General features: G+C 72.4%; 17 protein-coding genes. 6 read left to right on the forward strand and 11 right to left on the reverse strand.

Annotated elements, in window-relative coordinates:
- Positions 1-37 precede the first annotated feature (37 nt).
- Entirely contained in the window at positions 38-946 is a 909-nt protein-coding gene (locus tag ASD90_RS14715) for a methylenetetrahydrofolate reductase (protein WP_056758045.1), read from the reverse strand.
- Between the two features lie 94 nt (positions 947-1,040).
- Here ASD90_RS14715 and ASD90_RS14720 point away from each other — a divergent pair, with 94 nt between their 5' ends.
- Complete coding sequence (locus tag ASD90_RS14720) at positions 1,041-2,147, forward strand: polyprenyl synthetase family protein (protein WP_056758048.1); 1,107 nt, start codon at positions 1,041-1,043, stop codon at positions 2,145-2,147.
- A gap of 64 nt (positions 2,148-2,211) precedes the next feature.
- On the opposite strand, the gene ASD90_RS14725 is transcribed toward ASD90_RS14720, so the two are convergent.
- Positions 2,212-2,610: an Rv2175c family DNA-binding protein gene (locus ASD90_RS14725; RefSeq protein ID WP_082588754.1), complete on the reverse strand. Its 399-nt coding sequence runs from the start codon at positions 2,608-2,610 to the stop codon at positions 2,212-2,214.
- 272 nt (positions 2,611-2,882) lie between these two features.
- Here ASD90_RS14725 and ASD90_RS14730 point away from each other — a divergent pair, with 272 nt between their 5' ends.
- The 3 genes from ASD90_RS14730 to ASD90_RS14740 all read left to right on the forward strand — a co-directional run bounded on the left by ASD90_RS14730 (position 2,883) and on the right by ASD90_RS14740 (position 7,120).
- Complete coding sequence (locus ASD90_RS14730; protein ID WP_056758052.1) at positions 2,883-4,046, forward strand: lytic transglycosylase domain-containing protein; 1,164 nt, start codon at positions 2,883-2,885, stop codon at positions 4,044-4,046.
- A gap of 174 nt (positions 4,047-4,220) precedes the next feature.
- On the forward strand, positions 4,221-6,212 hold the full coding sequence (gene pknB / locus ASD90_RS14735) for a Stk1 family PASTA domain-containing Ser/Thr kinase (RefSeq protein ID WP_235506679.1): 1,992 nt from the start codon (positions 4,221-4,223) through the stop codon (positions 6,210-6,212).
- A gap of 8 nt (positions 6,213-6,220) precedes the next feature.
- The gene (locus ASD90_RS14740; RefSeq protein ID WP_056758057.1) at positions 6,221-7,120 is read left to right on the forward strand and encodes a DMT family transporter; all 900 of its coding nucleotides are present in this window, start codon (positions 6,221-6,223) and stop codon (positions 7,118-7,120) included.
- 108 nt (positions 7,121-7,228) lie between these two features.
- Here ASD90_RS14740 and ASD90_RS14745 read toward each other — a convergent pair whose 3' ends face one another.
- The 5 genes from ASD90_RS14745 to ASD90_RS14765 form a co-directional block, all read right to left on the reverse strand.
- Positions 7,229-8,296, reverse strand: coding sequence for a low specificity L-threonine aldolase (locus tag ASD90_RS14745; protein WP_082588795.1), 1,068 nt, complete (start codon positions 8,294-8,296; stop codon positions 7,229-7,231).
- A gap of 3 nt (positions 8,297-8,299) precedes the next feature.
- Positions 8,300-9,736, reverse strand: a complete 1,437-nt coding sequence (locus ASD90_RS14750) for a class II 3-deoxy-7-phosphoheptulonate synthase (protein WP_056758060.1) — start codon at positions 9,734-9,736, stop codon at positions 8,300-8,302.
- Between the two features lie 72 nt (positions 9,737-9,808).
- Positions 9,809-10,501 (reverse strand): response regulator transcription factor, encoded by a 693-nt coding sequence (locus ASD90_RS14755; RefSeq protein ID WP_056758901.1) that lies wholly within the window; start codon positions 10,499-10,501, stop codon positions 9,809-9,811.
- 17 nt (positions 10,502-10,518) lie between these two features.
- On the reverse strand, positions 10,519-11,880 hold the full coding sequence (macS, locus tag ASD90_RS14760) for a MacS family sensor histidine kinase (protein WP_082588755.1): 1,362 nt from the start codon (positions 11,878-11,880) through the stop codon (positions 10,519-10,521).
- 4 nt (positions 11,881-11,884) lie between these two features.
- Positions 11,885-12,778, reverse strand: a complete 894-nt coding sequence (locus tag ASD90_RS14765) for a 1-acyl-sn-glycerol-3-phosphate acyltransferase (RefSeq protein ID WP_056758064.1) — start codon at positions 12,776-12,778, stop codon at positions 11,885-11,887.
- A 188-nt stretch (positions 12,779-12,966) separates the two neighbouring features.
- Here ASD90_RS14765 and ASD90_RS14770 point away from each other — a divergent pair, with 188 nt between their 5' ends.
- Positions 12,967-13,617, forward strand: coding sequence for a hypothetical protein (locus tag ASD90_RS14770; protein ID WP_056758066.1), 651 nt, complete (start codon positions 12,967-12,969; stop codon positions 13,615-13,617).
- A 25-nt stretch (positions 13,618-13,642) separates the two neighbouring features.
- On the opposite strand, the gene ASD90_RS14775 is transcribed toward ASD90_RS14770, so the two are convergent.
- From ASD90_RS14775 to ASD90_RS14790, 4 genes are read right to left on the reverse strand one after another with little or no spacing between them, the layout of a single operon-like run.
- Positions 13,643-14,326 (reverse strand): endonuclease/exonuclease/phosphatase family protein, encoded by a 684-nt coding sequence (locus ASD90_RS14775; protein WP_056758904.1) that lies wholly within the window; start codon positions 14,324-14,326, stop codon positions 13,643-13,645.
- Between the two features lie 40 nt (positions 14,327-14,366).
- Positions 14,367-15,335 carry an ROK family glucokinase gene (locus ASD90_RS14780; protein ID WP_056758069.1) on the reverse strand — a complete coding sequence of 323 codons (969 nt, stop codon included), beginning with the start codon at positions 15,333-15,335 and terminating at the stop codon, positions 14,367-14,369.
- A complete protein-coding gene (locus ASD90_RS14785) occupies positions 15,332-15,928 on the reverse strand; it encodes a hypothetical protein (RefSeq protein WP_056758072.1) in 597 nt (198 codons plus the stop codon). Before ASD90_RS14785 ends, ASD90_RS14780 begins: the two co-directional genes overlap by 4 nt.
- Before the next feature lie 6 nt (positions 15,929-15,934).
- Positions 15,935-16,378: an SRPBCC family protein gene (locus ASD90_RS14790; RefSeq protein WP_056758075.1), complete on the reverse strand. Its 444-nt coding sequence runs from the start codon at positions 16,376-16,378 to the stop codon at positions 15,935-15,937.
- A gap of 220 nt (positions 16,379-16,598) precedes the next feature.
- Here ASD90_RS14790 and ASD90_RS14795 point away from each other — a divergent pair, with 220 nt between their 5' ends.
- The gene (locus ASD90_RS14795; RefSeq protein WP_056758078.1) at positions 16,599-18,389 is read left to right on the forward strand and encodes a long-chain fatty acid--CoA ligase; all 1,791 of its coding nucleotides are present in this window, start codon (positions 16,599-16,601) and stop codon (positions 18,387-18,389) included.
- The last annotated feature ends 3 nt before the right edge of the window (positions 18,390-18,392 follow it).

Here is an 18,392-nt window from a genome sequence, read left to right on the forward strand (position 1 = left end):
CCGACTGATCCGCAGGCGGCCCCGGCCCGACCTCGGGTCAGAGGTTGCCGAAGACCTCGAGCGTCGCCGACGAGCGGTTCATCGTGATGAAGTGGATGCCGGGCGCGCCCTCGTCGAGCAGGCGGCGCGACGACTCGGTCGCGATCGCCATGCCCTCGGCGCGCACGCCGGCCGCGTCGTCGCCGTGGCGCTCGAGGCGGTCGGTCACGGCGGTCGGCATCGGCTGACCCGCGAGCTGTGCCATGCGCACGACCTGGCGCGCGTTGGTGATCGGCATGATCGCCGGGACGACGGGTAGCCGCGACCCGCGTCGCACGAGCTCGTCGCGCAGGCGGAGGTAGTGGTCGACGTCGAAGACCATCTGGGTGATCGCGAACTCAGCGCCGGCCCGCTCCTTGCGCACGAGGGTCTCGGCGTCCTCGCCGATGTCACCCGACTCCGGGTGCCCGTCGGGGAAGGCCGCGACACCGACGGTGAAGTCACCGAGCCCGCGAACCAGCGCGACGAGCTCGTCGGCGTGGTCGAGGCCCTCGGGGTGGGCGACCCACGGCTGGCCGAGGCCGCCCTGGGGGTCACCGCGCAGGGCCAGGATGTTGCGGACCCCCGCGGCGGCATACGACCCGACGATGCCGCGCAGCTCGGCGACGGAGTGGCCGACGCACGTCAGGTGCGCCATGGGCGTCAGCGAGGTCGCCTCGAGGACGCGCTGGGTGAGGCGCACCGTGCGGTCGCGGGTGCCCCCACCGGCGCCGTAGGTGATCGACACGAAGCTCGGTGAGACCTTCTCGAGGCGCCGGATGGCGTCCCAGAGCTGCGCCTCGGACGCGTCGTCCTTCGGCGGGAAGAACTCGAAGCTGAACGTCGGGGTGTCGGCCTCGATCATCGCCGGGATGGACCGCGTGAACCGCTCCGCCCGCGCCATCGAGGATGCCGTGCCGTGTGCCATGCCGCACACCTTAAGCCGCGCGCGCCCGCGGCGTCCGGGCTGTTCACGACCGCACCCTCGCGCCGCGTAGGCTGACCACGATTCCCCCGACTCGATGGAGGACCCCGTGCAGACCCCCACCGACCTCGACGTCCTGCGCCGTCGGGTGCAGCAGGCGATCGACGGGCAGATCGCCGGGGCCACGCAGTCGCTGGCCGCGATCGGCGAGGAGACCGCCCCGCTCGTGTCGGCCGTGTCCGGCCTGCTGACCGGCGGCAAGGGGCTGCGCGCCGGCTTCCTCTACTGGGGCTACCGCGCCGCCGGTGGCCCCGACTCCGACGCGCTTGTGCGCCTGGCGGCGAGCATGGAGTTCTTCCAGGGCGCCGCCCTCCTCCACGACGACGTCATGGACCGCAGCGACACGAGGCGGGGTATGCCGTCCGCGCACCGCGCCGTCGCCTCGCTGCACCAGGCGCGTGGCTGGGCGGGCGACCCCGACCGTTTCGGCGAGGGCACCGCGATCCTCGCCGGTGACCTGTGCCTGACGTGGTGCGACGAGCTGTACGCGACGTGCGGCCTGCCGGCCCACGAGCTCGCCCGCGGCCGACAGCTCTTCGACTCGATGCGCACGCAGCTCATGGGCGGCCAGTTCCTCGACCTGCTCGAATCGGCCCGTGGCTGGGAGGGGCTCGACCTCGACGCCCGGATCGCCTCGGCCCGCAAGGTGATCCGCTTCAAGAGCGCGAAGTACACCATCGAGCACCCCCTCCTCATCGGCGCCCTCGTCGGTGGCGCGCCCGACGGGTCGCTCGCTCCGCTGTCGGACTACGGCCTCGCCCTCGGGGAGGCGTTCCAGCTGCGCGACGACCTGCTCGGCGTCTTCGGCGACCCCGAGGCCACCGGCAAACCCGCGGGCGACGACCTGCGCGAGGGCAAGCGCACCGTGCTCGTGGCTCACGCCCTCGACACGGCGTCCGAGACCGACCGTCAGACGGTCGAGAGCCTCTTCGGACGCGACGACCTCGAGCTCGCTGGTGTCGAGGCGATCCGCCGGATCCTCGTCGACACCGGTGCTGTCGACCGGGTCGAGAGCCTCATCACCGCGTTGGCCGGCGAGGCCTGCGCCGCGGTCGACCGGGCTCGCGCGACAGGCGCCTACGACCCGTCGGCGCTCGAGGTGCTCGAGGCGCTCGTCGCGGTCTCGACAGCCCGCCGGTCCTGACGAACGGGCCACCCGGCATACGTCGTCGGCCGGGCGGTCCCGTCGGGACCTGACCGACCGCGCGTCAGAAGGCGAGCTCCTGCGCGCGGCGCCGGATCTCGGTCTTGTGCCCGGCCAGCATGGCGTCAATGGGCGCACCCTCGACGGGCAGCGTCGCGTCCGGCGTGTGCAGCCACTCGATGATCTCGTCGTCGTCCATGCCGCCGTCGGCGAGGACGGTGAAGGTGCCGCGCAGCTCGGGCCGGGGTCCGGTCTCGTCGAAGAACTTCGCGGGGATCGCGACGACGCGCCGCTCGCCGATCCGGGCCGCGAGGACCTCGCGGTCGGCGATCAGCTGACGCACCTGCGACAGCTGCAGGCCGAGCCGCTCGGCGGCGTCGGGAACGGTCAGCCACTCCCCGACGAGCGACTCCAGGTCGCGGGTGGTGGGCACGTCGGGCTGCAGTTCGGGGGTCTCGCTCACAGGACGAGAGTCTGCCACCGTCCCGACCGGCCCGCGCACACCTCCCGGAGAGGCTGCCGCGAGCGGCCCGGGGCGAATTACAGCATTGTATTTATACTTTAGTGCTCAATTGTGCGCTATCGTCACAGGCGCCACTCGGCTCACAAGCGTCACACAGCACCTCCGCAGCACCAGAGCAACCACCAGCACCACCACGCACGCCACCGAACCCCTTCCGAACGCCCCTCCACGCTCTCGAACTCAGCTGGGCTCCAGGAAAGGACTCCACCCCCATGCCCTTCGCCGACGTCGCCGCGCTCGCCCTGCCCGCACACGCTGCCGTGGCCCCCGTGGCCGCCACCCCGTGGACGACCGTCACGGTCCGCCCGGGCGACACGCTCTGGCACCTCGCCCTCGCGCACCACACGACCATCCGGGCGATCGTCGAGAAGAACCGGCTCACCGCGGGCGGATCGGTGATCCACCCGGGGCAGAAGCTGCTCGTCCCCGGCCGTCCGTCGTCGACCCCGACCAGATCCGCCACGTCGACGCCGGCACAGGCCCGCCCGGCGAGCACGACCGCCACCGTCATCCACGTGGTGCGCTCGGGCGAGACCATGAGCGGGATCGCCACGCGTTACGGGGTGTCGCTGACCAAGCTCCTCGCCGCGAACCGGCTCGCCAACGCCGGACTCATCTTCGTCGGGCAGCGGATCAGCGTGCCGGGCGCGAAGGCACCGGCCACGCCGGCGCCCCCCACGCCGGCGCACTCCACACCGGCGACGCCGGGCGGTGTGGGCTCGATCTACGTCGTCAAGGCCGGCGACAGCATGAGCGTCATCGCGCAGCGCCACGGCGTCTCGCTGACCAAGCTGCTCGCGGCGAACAAGCTGGCTGACGCGAGCCGCATCTACGTGGGCCAGAAGATCGTCATCCCCGGCACCGTCTCGGCGCCTGCGCCGGCGACGCCGGCCCCCGCCCCGGCCCCCGCGCCGGGCTACCAGTACCCCAGCAAGACCGCGCAGGCCGTCGCCGCGAGCAAGGCGAAGCTCGCGGCCATGGACGTGCCCAGCCGCACCGACACCGCAGCGATGATCCGCGCGACCGCGACCCGACACGGCGTCGACCCGAAGCTCGCACTCGCCATCGGCTGGCTCGAGTCCGGGTGGTACCAGCGCGCCGTCTCCTACACGAACGCCGTCGGCGTCATGCAGCTCATGCCGGTCTCCCAGACCTGGGCCTCGCAGCTCGCGGGCCGGACCCTCGACCGCTTCGACGCGCAGGACAACATCACCGGTGGTGTCCTCATCATCCGCGCCCTCCAGGCCAGCGCCGACTCGCGCGAGCAGGCGATCGCCGGCTACTACCAGGGCCTCTACTCGGTCCGCACCAAGGGCCTGTACGAGGACACGAAGAAGTACGTGGCCAACGTCATGGCCGTCTACGACCGCCTCTGACGGTGGCCGCTCCGCGTCCGGGGCCGTCCGTCGAGGAGGTCGCCGGAGGGGCCCTCAGGCGCGGAGCGCAGGCGGAGGGTCTCGCGGTGCCCATGACGCGGCGCGCGCACCGGGCGGGCGACGCGCCCGCACCGCGAGACCCCGCCGCCCGGGCCAGCCCGTAAACTTCGCTCCGTGACGTCCAGCGTGGCGGACGCCCTCGTCGGTCGGGTGATCGACGGCCGGTACCGCATCCTCTCCCACCTCGCAGACGGAGGCATGGCCTCTGTCTACGTGGCGCTGGACGGACGCCTCGACCGGGAGGTGGCCCTCAAGATCATGCGCCCCGGGCTCGCGACCGACGACGTCTTCGTCGAGCGGTTCCGCGCCGAGGCCCGGTCCGCCGCGCGGCTCAGCCACCCCAACGTCGTCGCCGTCTTCGACCAGGGCGAGGACGACGGCGAGGTCTTCCTCGCGATGGAGCTCGTCGAGGGCAAGACCCTGCGCGACGTCATCCACGAGGAGGCGCCGCTCACCGCCCGTGAGGCCCTCGCCATCCTCGAGCCGATCCTCCTCGCGCTGCGGGCCGCCCACGTGGCCGGCATGATCCACCGCGACGTCAAGCCCGAGAACGTCATCGTGCGCCGCGACGGCGAGGTCAAGGTCGCCGACTTCGGCCTCGCTCGCGCCATCACCAACCAGGCCGCGACGAGCCAGACGGGTGTCCTGCTGGGCACCGTCTCCTACCTCTCCCCGGAGCAGGTCGAGCGCGGCGTCGCCGACACGCGCAGCGACGTGTACGCCGCGGGCCTGCTCCTCTTCGAGATGCTCACGGGGCGCAAGGCCGTCACGGGCGGCACCCCGATCCAGATCGCGTACAACCACGTCCACGGCTCGATCGTCACCCCGAGCTCCGTCGTCCCGGGGGTTCCGGCCGAGCTCGACGACCTCGTCGCCCACGCGACGGCGCTGGAGCCGGAGGACCGTTTCGACTCGGCCGCGGCGTTCGTGGCCGCGCTGCGCGCGGTGCGGCGTGGCCTCTCGGCGGACGAGCTCGACCGGCGCGGGACCGCGGTCGTGCCCGACCCCGCCACGACGTCGGTGCTGCCGGCGGACTCGTCGACGACGCAGGCCTCCCCCGCCGCTCGACCACGGCGGGCCGACCTGCCGACTGCCCCGGAGCGTCACCGCACGCGACCCAACGAGGTCGGGCGTGCAGCGCTCGCCGGGCTGCCCGTCCACGACGACGCTCCCGCGCTCGAGCACACCGCGGCCATGCCGATCGACCGACGGGCCGGGCGTCGGCGACGTTGGCCCCTCTGGCTGGCGGCCGTCCTGGTCCTGGTCGGCGGCGCGTTCGGTGGGTGGTGGTTCACGATGGGGCCCGGTGGCTCGACCGTCGTGCCGGCCGTCGTCGGCCAGCCGATCTCGCAGGCCGTGGGAGCGATGGAGCAGGCCTCCCTGTCGGTCGAGACCGTCGAGGAGTTCTCCGAGGGCAAGGCCAAGGGAGTCGTCCTGCGCGTCGAGCCCGGTGCGGGCAGCGAGCTCGGCAAGGAGTCCACGGTCCGCGTCGTCGTCTCCAAGGGCAGGGAGAGGTATGCCGTCCCGAAGCTCGTCGGGACCAGGCTGAACGGCGCCGGGGCGGCCCTGTCACCCCTGACCCTCCGGCTCGGCGACCGGGCGCAGGACTGGAGCGAGACCGTGCCCGAGGGCGTCGTCATCTCCCAGGACCCCGCGCCCGGCGAGTCGGTCAGGCGCAACACCGCCGTGTCCGTCGTCGTCTCCAGGGGCCGCCAGCCGATCGAGGTGCCCACGGTCACCGGCGCGCCGTTCGACGCCGCGTCCGCCGCCATCACGAAGGCCGGGCTCACGGTGCGTCGTGGCGAGGACGTCAACAGCGACGCCGTCCCCGCAGGGCAGGTCGTCTCCCAGTCGCCCGACAAGGGGACCCTGCACCGGGGCGACGCCGTCACGGTGGTCGTGTCCAAGGGTCCGGTCATGGTCCAGGTCCCCAACGTCGTCGACCAGCCGGACACCGCCGCCGAGAAGACGCTCACCGACCTCGGCTTCAAGGTCGACAAGCAGTACCCCTTCGGTGAGCTCTTCGAGAAGAAGGTCCGGGCCCAGAGCCTCGCCGCCGGCACGTCCGTGCCCAAGGGCAGCACGATCAGCCTGACGATCGTCTGAGGCCGCCCGTGACCCCTGCGGCGCGCACGCGCCTGGCCACTCTGCTCCTCGTCGCCCTGACGGCCGTGTGGGGCTCGACGTTCTTCCTCATCCGCAACCTCCTCGAGACCGTGCCTCCCGTGGACTTCCTCGCGGTGCGCTTCAGCCTGTCGGCCGTCATCATGCTCATCGTGTTCTGGCGACCGGTGCGCGCCCTGAGCCGCCAGCAGGTCCTCGTCGGCGTCGGCCTCGGTGCGCTGTACGGTCTGGCCCAGATCTTCCAGACGCAGGGGCTCGCGACGACCCCGGCGTCCGTGTCGGGCTTCATCACGGGCACCTACGTCGTGCTCACCCCGGTCTTCACCGCCGTGCTGCTGCGCGAACGCGTGGCCGGGTCCACCTGGGCCGCGGTCGGGCTCGCGACCGTGGGCCTGGCGCTGCTGTCCCTCAACGGGCTCCCCGTCGGCGTCGGAGAGGCGATCACCCTCCTCGCCGCCGCCCTCTACGCACTGCACATCGTGGGTCTCGGCCGCTACAGCGCGTCCGAGATCGCGACCGGACTGTCCGTGGTCCAGATGGTCGTCATCGCGCTGCTGTGCGTCGTCGGTGCGGTGCCCGGCGGCGTCATCCTGCCGAGCACGCCGGCCCAGTGGGCGTCGGTGCTCTACATGGTCGTCTTCGCGAGCATCCTCGCGCTGTGGGTGCAGACGTGGGCGCAGGCGCACATGCCGGCCACGCGGGCAGCGATCGTCATGACCCTCGAGCCGGTCTTCGCGGCGTTCTTCGCGGTGACGCTCGGCGACGAGACCGCGACGCTGCGGATGGTGGTCGGCGGCGCGCTCGTGCTCGCAGCGATGTATGCCGTCGAGCTCCTCGCGCGCCGACGCCCGGGTGAGCTGCCGGCCGAGGCCCTCCACCACGAGGTCTGACCCCCACCTGCCCTCCCCGCCGAACGCGGCGTTCGGTGGCGAAAGCGCTGTTCTACCAGTGAGTTCGGCACCGAACGCGGCGTTCGGTGCGAGGAGTCGGGGCTCGGGTCAGGCGGCGGTGGGCGCCGAGCGCAGCAGGCCCGTGAGGACGTCGATCGCGACGTCGGTGCCCGCGTCGTCGACATCGAGGTGCCAGACGAGGCGCACGGCACCCGGCCCCACGGCATACGTCCTCACGCCGGCGGCGAGGGCTGCCTCGACGAAGGCGGCGGACGTCCAGCCCACCGCGGCCACGTCGACGATGACGATGTTGGTCTCGACCGTGGCGAGGTCGACGGCGCCGGGAGCCGACTCGGCCATCGCCTCGGCCGCGCGTCGCGCTCGGGCATGGTCGTCGGCCAGGCGGTCGACGTTGTGGTCGAGGGCGAAAAGCCCTGCGGCAGCGAGGATCCCGGCCTGCCTCATCCCGCCACCGAAGCGCTTGCGCCAGATGCGCGACTCGGCCATGGCGTCGGCAGAGCCCACGAGCACGCTGCCGACGGGCGCCCCGAGGCCCTTGCTCAGGCAGATCGAGACGGTGTCGAACTCGCGACCGTAGTCCCCGATCGGCACGCCGGAGGCGACGTGGGCGTTGAAGAGCCGCGCCCCGTCGAGGTGCATGGCGACGCCTCGCTCGCGCGTCACCTCGCGGGCCCGCCGGATCTCGTCGAGCGACTGCACGGTGCCGCCGCCGAAGTTGTGGGTGTTCTCGACGATCACGAGGGACGTGCAGACCTGGTAGGGCCCGACACCGGTGATCATGAGCGACGCCGCGTCGCCGGCCCGGAACCGGCCACGCTCGGACACCCAGGTGCGCGACGAGATGCCCGAGAGCACGGCGGCCGCCCCGAGCTCGGCCCGCACGACGTGGGCGAGGGAGTCGCCGATGAGCTCCTCCCCCGGCCTGACGTGCAGCCGCACGCCGAGCTGGTTGGCCATCGAGCCCGAGGGCGTGAAGAGCGCGGCCTCGTGCCCGAGCATCCCGGCGACGCGCTCCTCGAGGGCGCGCAGCGTCGGGTCCTCACCGAAGACGTCGTCGCCGACCTCCGCGCGCGCCATGGCATCGCGCATGGCCTCGGTCGGGCGGGTCAGGGTGTCGCTGAGCAGGTCCGCCCGGTAGGGGCTCGTGGCCGCCACCACTCAGGCCTGGCCGAGCATCTCGGCGACGAGGAACGCGAGCTCGAGCGACTGCTGGTGGTTCAGACGCGGGTCGCACACGGACTCGTAGCGCTTCTCGAGGTCGGAGTCGATGATCTTCTCCGCGCCGCCGAGGCACTCCGTGACGTCGTTGCCGGTGAGCTCGACGTGGATGCCACCGGGGATCGTCCCGAGGGACTGGTGCACCTCGAAGAAGCCGCGCACCTCCTCGACGATGTCCTCGAAGTCGCGCGTCTTGTAGCCCGAGGGGCTCTCGAACGTGTTGCCGTGCATCGGGTCGCAGATCCACGTCACGGTGGCACCGGAGGCGGTCACCTTGTCGACGAGCGCCGGCAGCGCGTCGCGGATCGTGCCGGCACCCATGCGGGTGATGAACGTCAGGCGGCCGGGCGTGCGGTTCGGGTCGACCTTGTCGATGAGGCGCAGCACCTCGTCGATGTCGGCCTTGGGCCCGAGCTTGACGCCGATCGGGTTGCTGATGCGCGAGACGAAGTCGACGTGCGCGCCGTCGAGCTGGCGCGTGCGCTCGCCGACCCAGACGAAGTGCCCCGACGTGTCGTAGAGGCGGCCGGAGCGCGAGTCGATGCGCGTCAGCGGGCGTTCGTAGTCGAGCAGCAGCGCCTCGTGGGCGGCGTAGAACTCGACGGTGCGCATGGCGTCGAAGTCGGCGCCACAGGCCCACATGAAGCGCATCGCCTTGTCGATGTCCTTGGCGATCTTCTCGTAGCGCTGGTTGGCCGAGTTGGCCACGAAGCCGCGGTTCCAGTCGTGGACGTGGCGGAGGTCGGCGAATCCGCCTGTCGTGAAGGCGCGCACGAGGTTCAGCGTCGCCGAGCTCGCGTGGTAGGCGCGGACGAGGCGCTGCGGGTCGGGGATGCGGGCGGTCTCGTGGAAGGCGAAGTCGTTGACCATGTCGCCGCGGAAGGCGGGCAGGGTGACGCCCTCACGGGTCTCGACCGTCGAGCTGCGCGGCTTGGCGTACTGCCCGGCCATGCGCCCGATCTTGATGACGGGGACGGAGGCGCCGTAGGTGAGCACGGCGGCCATCTGCAGGATCGTCTTGATGCGGTCGCGGATGTTGTCGGCGGTCGCGGAGGCGAAGGTCTCGGCGCAGTCGCCGCCCTGGAGCACGAAGGCCTCGCCGACGGCGGCCTTGGCCATCCGGTCGGTGAGGATGTCGCACTCGCCCGCGAAGACGAGCGGAGGATACGAGGCGAGGGTCTCGATCACCTCGGCCAGGGCAGCCGTGTCGGGCCAGGCAGGCTGCTGCTGGGCCTCGAGCTCGGTGGCCGCGGCCGTGAGGGCTGCGAGGGCCTCGGACCCGTCAACGGGTTCGAGGCCGGCATCGGCGGTGACGGTCCTCGTGTTCACCCCGACAGCGTAGACGTCGCGCGGGGGTGCTCCCGCCGGGGTCCGCATCCCGAAACCTCCGGCGCGCGCCGAGTCACCGACGACGTATGCCGTCCGGCCCCCTCGCGGGGGCCGGTGGGCTCACGTCGGGTCGCCGAGGTCGAGGCCGCGTTCCATCGCGAAGCGGACGAGCTCGACGCGGTTGTGCATCTGGAGCTTGCCGAAGATGTTCTGGACGTGGTTCTGGACGGTGCGGTGCGAGAGGAAGAGCGTCGCCGCGATCTCCTTGTAGCCCATGCCGGTCGCGACGTACTTGAGGATCTCGGTCTCGCGGTCGGTGAGCTCGGGGATGGGCCGCTCCGGGCTCCCGCCACCGGCGGCCTTGACCCGCCTGAACTCGCCGAGCACGAGGCCGGCGAGACCCGGCGTGAAGACCGGCTCGCCGGCTGCCGTCGCGCGGACCGCGGCGAGGAACTCCTCCCGGCCGGCCGACTTCACGAGGTAGCCCAACGCGCCGGCCTTGACGGCGTCGAGGACGTCCTGGTGGTCGCCGCTCGCCGAGAGGATGAGGATGCGGGTCGGTACCTCGGCGGCGGCGAGGGCGGCGCACACCTGGGCGCCGGACAGGCCCGGGAGGTTGAGGTCGAGGACGAGGACGTCGGGCACGGTCGCGCGTGTCCGGGCCACGGCCGACCGGCCGTCGTCCGCGGTCGCGAGGACCTCGAACCCGGCGTCGGCGAGGTCACGGGCGACGGCGTCACGCCACATCGGGTGGTCGTCGGCGACGACGACCCGGATGTGTTCGGGCGGCGTGCTGCTCCCCTGCTGCGGCATGGCCTCCTCCTGGTCCGTCACGATGCTCCTCGTCCCCTGGTCCGGGCCTCGCTCGCCCGGTCGGTCGTCCGGTCGGTCGTCGTGTCCGTCCGGCGACCATGGTGCCGGTTCGTCGGGCGCGCCGTCCGGCGATTGGGGATCCGCAGCTCGACGGTCGTCCCGCCCGCGGGTCCCGACGTGATGCTCGCGGTGCCGCCGAGGTCGGCGAGCCGACCGAGGATGCTCGACGATACGCCGAGACGTCCCTGACCGACGGCCTCCTCGAGCCGCCCGGACGGCACGCCGCGACCGGAGTCGCGGATCGTCACGGCGATCTCGTCGCCGTCGTCGTCGAGCAACACCCAGGCCCGGGCGTCGTCACCCGCGTGCTTGCGGACGTTGTCCAGGGCAGCCTCCACGGCGGCGACCACCTCGTCGGCGACCCGTCGGGGCAGCAGTACCGCGTCGGCGGGCGAGACGAGCTGGACGCCCTCGCCCTCGACGTGGCGCAGCAGGCCGCGCAGGTCGACGTCGCCGCTCAGGGCGCGCCCCACCTCGGAGAGGTCCGTCTGGCTCACCAGGGTGCGCAGGATCCGCTCCTGCTCGCCGGCCATCGCTCCGAGCCGCGCCGTCTCCCCGCCGATGTCGGTCGCCCGCCGGTTGATGAAGGCGAGCGTCTGGAGCACCCCGTCGTGGACGGTCCGGGCGAGCCGGTCACGCTCGGCGCGCGCGGCGTCGAGCCGCATCGCCTCGGCGAGCGCCGCGTGGCTCGAGCGGGCGAGGTCGACGCAGTAGCCGATGCAGCCGCCGAGCAGGAGGCCGAAGATCGAGTTGGTGATGGTGTTGGGGGTCGGTTGGACCACCTCGACGAAGGAGCAGGCCGCGACGAGCGAGGCGGCGGCGAGACCACCGCGCCAGCCCCGGAGCACGGCGAACCCGACGACGGCGGCGGTCGGCCAGATCGAGGGGATCGTCTTGGCGCCGGCCGTGATGACCTCGGGGTCGTCGACGAGCCGCGTCGCAAGGATCGCGGAGCAGCCGATGGCCAGCTCGATCGTGTAGGCGCGGACCGTGCGCACCGGCCGCAGCGTGACGGCCAGAGTCCAGCCGGCGAGGACGGCGAGGATGGCGACCGCCCCGACGAGGTGGGCGATCTGCTCGTGACGCTCCCAGACCGACCACACGGCATACGCGAGGGCGAGGCAGCGGAAGACGTCGACGCCTCGCCACAGCCCGCGCACGATGGCGTGCTCGTCGTCGAGGACCGCCACCGTCGACGCGGCCACCGGCGCGTCGGCGGCCACGGCCACGCCGTCGAGGGGCGGCACCGGGGCCGGCATCACCTCGGCGCCGGGACCACCCTCGTGGTCCGGACCAGCGCCGCGGCGCGTGGGGTCCATGGCCTCAGGACGCCGCCACGACGGGAGTGTCGCCGTCGTCGTCGGACCGGGCGTCCGTGGGGTCCGCGTCATCGGCCGACGGCGTGGACGGCGTGGACGGCGTGGACGCAGGCGCCTGACGGGACTTGCCCTCGGCGGCGTCGAGCGCCTCCTCGAGCTCGGGCGCGGCACTGCCGGGCTTGGCGGCCTCCTGGAGCTCGCGGGCCTTGGCCCGGGCCGCGGAGACGAGGCGGTCCTTCATCGACGTGGCGTACATGTCGACGTACTCCCGGCCCGACAGGAGCATCAGCTCGTACATGATCTCGTCGGTGATCGAGCGCAGGACGAAGCGGTCGTCCTCCATGCCCTCGTAGCGGGAGAAGTCGAGCGGCTTGCCGACCCGCACCCCGACCCGCATGATGCGCGGGATGACCTTGCCGGTGGGCTGCGCCTTGTCGGTCCCGATCATGGCCACCGGGATCACGGTGACCCTGCCCTCGAGCGCCATCCGCGCCACGCCGGTGCGGCCGCGGTAGAGGCGGCCGTCGGGCGAGCGGGTGCCTTCGGGGTAGATGCCCAGCAGGTCGCCGCGACCCAGGACCTTCAGCCCCGAGCTGAGCGCCGCGTTGCTCGCCTTGCCACCCGACCGGTCGACGGGCAGCTGGCCCACGCCCTTGAAGAAGGCGGCGGTGAGCCGGCCCTTGATGCCGCGCCCGGTGAAGTAGTCGCTCTTCGCGAGGAAGGTGACGCGACGGGACACCACGAGCGGGAGGAAGATCGAGTCGGAGAAGGACAGGTGGTTGCTCGCGAAGATCGCGGCACCCTCCTCGGGGATGTTCTCCTCCCCCTCCACCCACGGACGGAAGAGGAGCTTGATGATCGGCCCGATGACGATCGTCTTGAGGAACCAGTAGAACAACCGTGTCCGCCTTCCGTCTGTGACGGCTCGAACTCTACGACACTCGCGCACCGACGGCGGCGCATGCGAGGATCAGCAGGTCCAGTCGCTTCGCCCGAGGAGCCCCACCGTGACGGTCCGTCCCGACGCCGCAGGGGCCTTCGGCGTGTCTGCCGCACTCCCCCGCCCGACGGCCGGGGAGGCCTGCGATGGGTGACCGCGACCTCGACGCGGAGTTCGCGCGCATCATCGCCGGATGGGATGACGAGGCCCCCGAGCCGCAGCGCCGTGACACCACGGCGCCGGACACCACCGCGTCGCCCGCGGAGCCCTCCGATCCGGCGTCCCACCCGGTGTCGCTCGCTGACCCGGACGCCGGGACCGCCCAGGCCGGCACGCCGTCCGCACCCGACTCGGAGCACTCCCCCGTCGAGCGCCGCCCCGACGACGGCCGTGGCGTCGACCCCGCGGCGCCGCCACAGCAGCCCGGCCCCGGCGGCGCGAGCCCGTCGGCGTCGTCCGGTCTGCTCGAGCTGCCGATCGCCCCGACGACGTCCCACGCGTGGCGCGGCCCCACGTCGCGCCGCGACGCCGCCGACGACCCGTCGGACGGCGACGACCACTTCGTCCCGCCGTCCGAGATCGACCTCCCCTCGGCCGAGACCGACCCGATGTTCTGGGCGATCGTCGGCGGGCTCGTCGGTGGCCCGCTCCTGCTGCTCTACGTCCTCTTCTTCGACCGGGACGGCAGCGACTGGTGGGTCGTCACGGCCCTGACCATGATCGTCGTCGGCTTCGTGCTCCTCGTCCTGCGCGGCGGCACGGAGCGCGACCCGTTCGACGACGGCACCCGGGTCTAGCCTCGCCAGGCTGCTGCCCGGGCCGTCAGGCTGCCGTGGGGTCGAGGTCGACCCACACCGGCCGGTGGTCCGAACCCGCCTCGAGGTCCCGCTCGTCCACGTGCGTCGCCGCGGACCGGACGACCTGCAGCCCCGGACCGGCGAAGACGACGTCGAGCGCGGTGTGTGGTCGACGGGCGGGAAACGTCGGTGCGTCGCCGGACACCGGCGCGTAGCGCGCGGCGATGAGGTCGTATGCCGTCCCGCCGGGTCCCTCGTTGAGGTCCCCCGCGATGACGGCGCGATCACCGACCCCGCCGCCTCCGTCGAGCGCGGCGAGCACGGCCGCGGCGTGCCTGGCCCGCTCGGACGCGCGAAGCCCGAGGTGCACGCTGACGACGGTGACGGCGGGACCCGACGGACCGCCCGCCTGGAGCGAGACGGTCGCAGCGGCGTACCCCCGTGTGCGGTCGGGGAAGCGGACCCGGAGGCGACCACGCAGGACACCGTGGACGACCACCCTCGGCGCCGTGAGCACCGCCGTGCCACCGGTGCCGAGGCGTCCACGGTGCCGGGCCAGGCCGCAGTCGCGCGCAAAGGACGGGAGCCTCAGCTCCGTCGTGAGCCGACGGGGCACCTCCTGCAGGCACAGCACGTCGGGCCCGACGGCCCGCACGACACGGACGGCCGCAGCCCGGTCGTCGAGCAGGTCGTGGACGTTGTAGCTCATGACCCGCAGCACGTGCTCCGGTCGTCCAGGGGCCACGGGTTCAGCGGCCGGCGCGCGCCAGCTCGGCCGCGCCGATGAGGCCGGCGTCGCTGCCGAGCACGGCGCGCACGATCCGCGCCTCCGGCCGGTAGCCGCGGCCCGGGAGCTGACGACGGAAGGCCTCGCGGGCCGGTCCGATGAGCATCTCGTCGGCCGCGCTGACGCCGCCGCCGATGACGAAGAGACCCGGGTCGAAGGCCGAGGCGAGGTTGGCCAGCCCGATGCCCAGCCACTCGCCGATGTCGGCGAGCAGCTCGCGCGCGGTCGGGTCACCCTCGCGGGCGGCCTCGGTGATGAAGGGGCCGGTCAGCGCGCTGGCGTCGCCACCGAGACGGGCGAGCAGGTCGGCGACGACGGGCGACCCGGCCTCGATCATGGCGCGGGCCTCGCGCACGAGCGCGTTGCCGCTGGCGTACTGCTCCCAGCAGCCACGGTTGCCGCACTCGCAGCGTGCGCCGCCCGGCATGATCTGCATGTGGCCGAACTCGCCGGCGATGCCGTGCCGCCCGCGCTGGACGTTGCCGTCGATGATGAGGGCGCCGCCGATGCCCGTGCCGAGGGTGATGACGACGACGTGCGACTCACCCCGGGCGGCGCCGAAGGTCGCCTCGGCCCACGCCGCGGCGTTGGCGTCGTTGTCGACGGTGATGGGCAGCGCGATGCGCTGGGACAACGCATCGCGCAGCGGCTCGTTGCGCCAGGACAGGTGCGGCGCGAAGACGACGGTGGCCCGGTCCTCGGCGACGAAGCCCGCGGCGCCGATGCCGACGGCGACGACGTCCTCGGGGTCGACCTGGCTCAGCAGCTCCTCGACCGACTCGACGATGGTGTTCTCGACGACCGCGGGCGAGGTCGAGCGGTGCGGCGTGTCACGACGGGTGCGGTGGGTGATGGCCCCTGACTCGTCGACGACACCACCGGCGACCTTCGTGCCGCCGATGTCGATGCCGATCGCGAGTCGCCTGCTCATGCGCTGCCTCCGGGCCCGGTCTCGTCGGTCTGGGTCTCGCTCGTGTCGGTCCCGGTCGTGTCGGTCCCGGTCGTGTCGGTCCCGGTCGTGTCGGTCTCGGTCCGTCGCTCCCGCTGGGCGGTCGCGAGGTCGCGCAGGGCCGTGGCCGCGAAGCCGACGAAGTCGGCGACCTTCTCGATGGTGTCGGGGTTGACCTGCTGGACGAACGCGATGAGCTGGCAGACGGGACACACGCGGCACGCGGCAGGTGTCGTGCCCCCGCAGGTGCACTCCCCCGCCGGCCCGTCGGGTCGGCCGGCGGTTCCGGGACCCGTCGGGTCCCCCGTCGTGTGACCCGCGTCCGCGTCGTGGTCGTGCGCGGCGCTCCCTGCACGCTCACCCCGGGAGCTGCCGGACGGCATACCCGAGGTGCTCGACCAGCTGCGGCGTGAGAGCAGCTCGACGAGCAGCGCGGCCTCGGCAGCGACGCTGCCCGGGGGCGGAGGGTCGCCGGGGCGCGTCGACCCGGTCTCGTTCGTCGGCTCGGACTGGTCGCGCTGGTCGCGCTGGTCGGGGTCGGCCGGGGCTGCGCCTGGACCGTCGTTCGGGGTCACGGTCGGTCAGGCCTCGACGCGCTTCTTCAGCTCCTTGAGCGCGGTGTCGACGATGACCTTCTCCGCCTTGCGCTTGAGCAGCCCGATCATGGGGATCTTGACGTCGACGGACAGGCGGTAGGTCACCTTCGTGCCCGTGCCGTCACTCGCGAGGGTGTACGAGCCGATCATGGCCTTGAGGACGTGGGCCGACACGAGTGACCAGGAGACGACCCCGGTGCCGTCCTCGACGACGTCCCACTCGTAGTCGAGGACGTAGGTGTCCTTGATGGCGCCGGCGTCGAGCGTGAACTGCACCTGGTCGGCCCAGCCGTCGCCCTCCTCGGCGAGGACGTTGACGTTCTTCACCTCACCCGCCCACTCGGGGTAGGCCTCGAAGTCCGCGATGACGTCGAGCACCTCGCCGGGCGGGGCGTCGATGACGATGGAGGACTCGGTGCGATCGGCCATGCGCCGAAGGCTATCGCGTCACCAACGGCCCGTCGGGTGGTTGTCCCCGCGGGTGTCACGGCGCGTCGGGCACGTGCCAAGATGGGGACGACGGCAGCCCTGCGCCGACGGGTGGCGCGCCCGACCTCGGACCACGCCCTGTGATCACGGTGACGTGGTCTGCGCGGTTACCGATCGGTAAGGTGCAGCACAGTTCCCCGCCCCGCCATCAGGAGTGACAGTGAAGGACAACGTCGTCGCACCACTTGCCCCCGTCACGACGGAGGGAAGCCTCGCGGACCTCCCCGTGCGCAACGCCAAGGAGAGCGCGAGCGAGACCGCGTTCTCCCGCAAGACGCCCTCCGGTGGGTGGACCCACGTGACCTGGGCCCAGTTCGCCGACGACGTCGCGGCCGTCGCCAAGGGCCTCGTCGCCGAGGGCCTCCAGCCCGGCGACCGGGTGGCCCTCATGTCACGCACCCGCTACGAGTGGACCCTCGTCGACTTCGCCGCCTGGAGTGCGGGCGCCGTGGTCGTGCCGATCTACGAGACGTCCTCCGCGGAGCAGGTCCAGTGGATCCTCTCCGACTCCGACGCGCACGTCGTCGTCGTCGAGACCGATGCCCACCGGTCCACCGTCGAGCAGGTCAGGGGCGACCTGCCCTCGCTCCGCGACGTCGTGACCATCGACGGCGGCGGGCTCGAGGCTCTGCGCGAGAAGGGGCGGGACGTCTCCGACACCGACCTCGCCGCTCGTCGCGACGGCCTCGACCGCCGGTCGGTCGCCACCATCATCTACACGTCGGGCACGACGGGGCGGCCCAAGGGCTGCGAGCTGACCCACGGCAACTTCCTCGACCTCGCCGAGAACGCCATCGAGAAGCTCGGTCAGGTCGTCCTCAGCGACAACGCCTCGACGCTGCTCTTCTTGCCGCTCGCCCACGTCTTCGCACGCTTCATCGAGGTGCTCTGCGTCGCGGGCCGTGCCCGGATGGGCCACTCGGCCGACATCAAGACCCTGCTCGACGACTTCGCCGGCTTCCAGCCGACCTTCGTGCTCGCCGTCCCGCGTGTCTTCGAGAAGATCTTCAACTCGGCCGAGGCCAAGGCGTCCTCCGAGGGCAAGGGGAAGATCTTCCTGCGGGCGGCCACGGTCGCCATCGCCTACAGCGAGGCCCTCGACTCCGGTGGGCCCGGCCTGCTGCTGCGCCTCCAGCACGCGATCTTCGACCGCCTCGTCTACGGCAAGCTGCGCGCGGCCATGGGCGGGCACGTGCGCTACGCCGTGTCCGGCGGAGCACCGCTCGGCACCCGGCTCGGCCACTTCTACCGCGGCATCGGGGTCGTCATCCTCGAGGGCTACGGCCTGACCGAGACCACGGCCCCGGTCGCGGTCAACACGCCCGACAAGATCAAGATCGGCACCGTCGGACCGCCGCTGCCCGGCACCGGCATCCGCATCGCCGACGACGGCGAGATCCTCCTCAAGGGGGTCGGCGTCTTCAGCAGCTACCACGCCAACCCGACGGCGACGGCCGACGCCATCGTCGACGGGTGGTTCCACACCGGTGACATCGGCGAGATGGACGACGACGGCTACCTGCGGATCACCGGGCGCAAGAAGGAGATCCTCGTGACGGCGGGCGGCAAGAACGTCGCCCCGGCGGTGTTGGAGGACCGGCTGCGCGCTCACCCGCTCGTCTCCCAGTGCATCGTCGTCGGCGACCAGAAGCCGTTCGTCGCCGTGCTCGTGACGCTCGACGAGGAGATGTGGCCGCTCTGGGCCAAGTCGCACGGCGTCGAGGGCGTGTCCCTCGACCAGGCTCGCACCGAGCCGAAAGTGCTCGAAGCGCTGCAGGAGGCCGTCGACCGGGCCAACGAGGCCGTATCCAAGGCCGAGTCGATCCGCAAGTTCGCCGTCCTGCCGGGTGACTTCACCGAGGCCAACGGCTACCTGACGCCCTCGCTGAAGCTGAAGCGCAACGTCGTCATGAAGGACTACGCCGACGAGGTCGAGAAGCTCTACGCCTGACCC

Origin of the sequence: Terrabacter sp. Root181 (genome assembly GCF_001428505.1) — a bacterium.
In the GTDB taxonomy this organism is placed as follows: Bacteria; Actinomycetota; Actinomycetes; order Actinomycetales; family Dermatophilaceae; genus Terrabacter.

Excerpts from the sequence above, each read along its gene's own strand:
- ASD90_RS14720 (WP_056758048.1), top strand. The coding sequence starts at position 1,041 with ATGGAGGACCCCGTGCAGACCCCCACCGACCTCGACGTCCTGCGCCGT.
- macS (WP_082588755.1), bottom strand. The coding sequence starts at position 11,880 with ATGGACCCCACGCGCCGCGGCGCTGGTCCGGACCACGAGGGTGGTCCC.
- ASD90_RS14780 (WP_056758069.1), bottom strand. The coding sequence starts at position 15,335 with ATGAGCAGGCGACTCGCGATCGGCATCGACATCGGCGGCACGAAGGTC.
- ASD90_RS14750 (WP_056758060.1), bottom strand. The coding sequence starts at position 9,736 with ATGCGGACCCCGGCGGGAGCACCCCCGCGCGACGTCTACGCTGTCGGG.
- ASD90_RS14775 (WP_056758904.1), bottom strand. The coding sequence starts at position 14,326 with ATGAGCTACAACGTCCACGACCTGCTCGACGACCGGGCTGCGGCCGTC.
- ASD90_RS14790 (WP_056758075.1), bottom strand. The coding sequence starts at position 16,378 with ATGGCCGATCGCACCGAGTCCTCCATCGTCATCGACGCCCCGCCCGGC.
- ASD90_RS14730 (WP_056758052.1), top strand. The coding sequence starts at position 2,883 with ATGCCCTTCGCCGACGTCGCCGCGCTCGCCCTGCCCGCACACGCTGCC.
- ASD90_RS14715 (WP_056758045.1), bottom strand. The coding sequence starts at position 946 with ATGGCACACGGCACGGCATCCTCGATGGCGCGGGCGGAGCGGTTCACG.
- ASD90_RS14755 (WP_056758901.1), bottom strand. The coding sequence starts at position 10,501 with ATGCCGCAGCAGGGGAGCAGCACGCCGCCCGAACACATCCGGGTCGTC.
- ASD90_RS14770 (WP_056758066.1), top strand. The coding sequence starts at position 12,967 with ATGGGTGACCGCGACCTCGACGCGGAGTTCGCGCGCATCATCGCCGGA.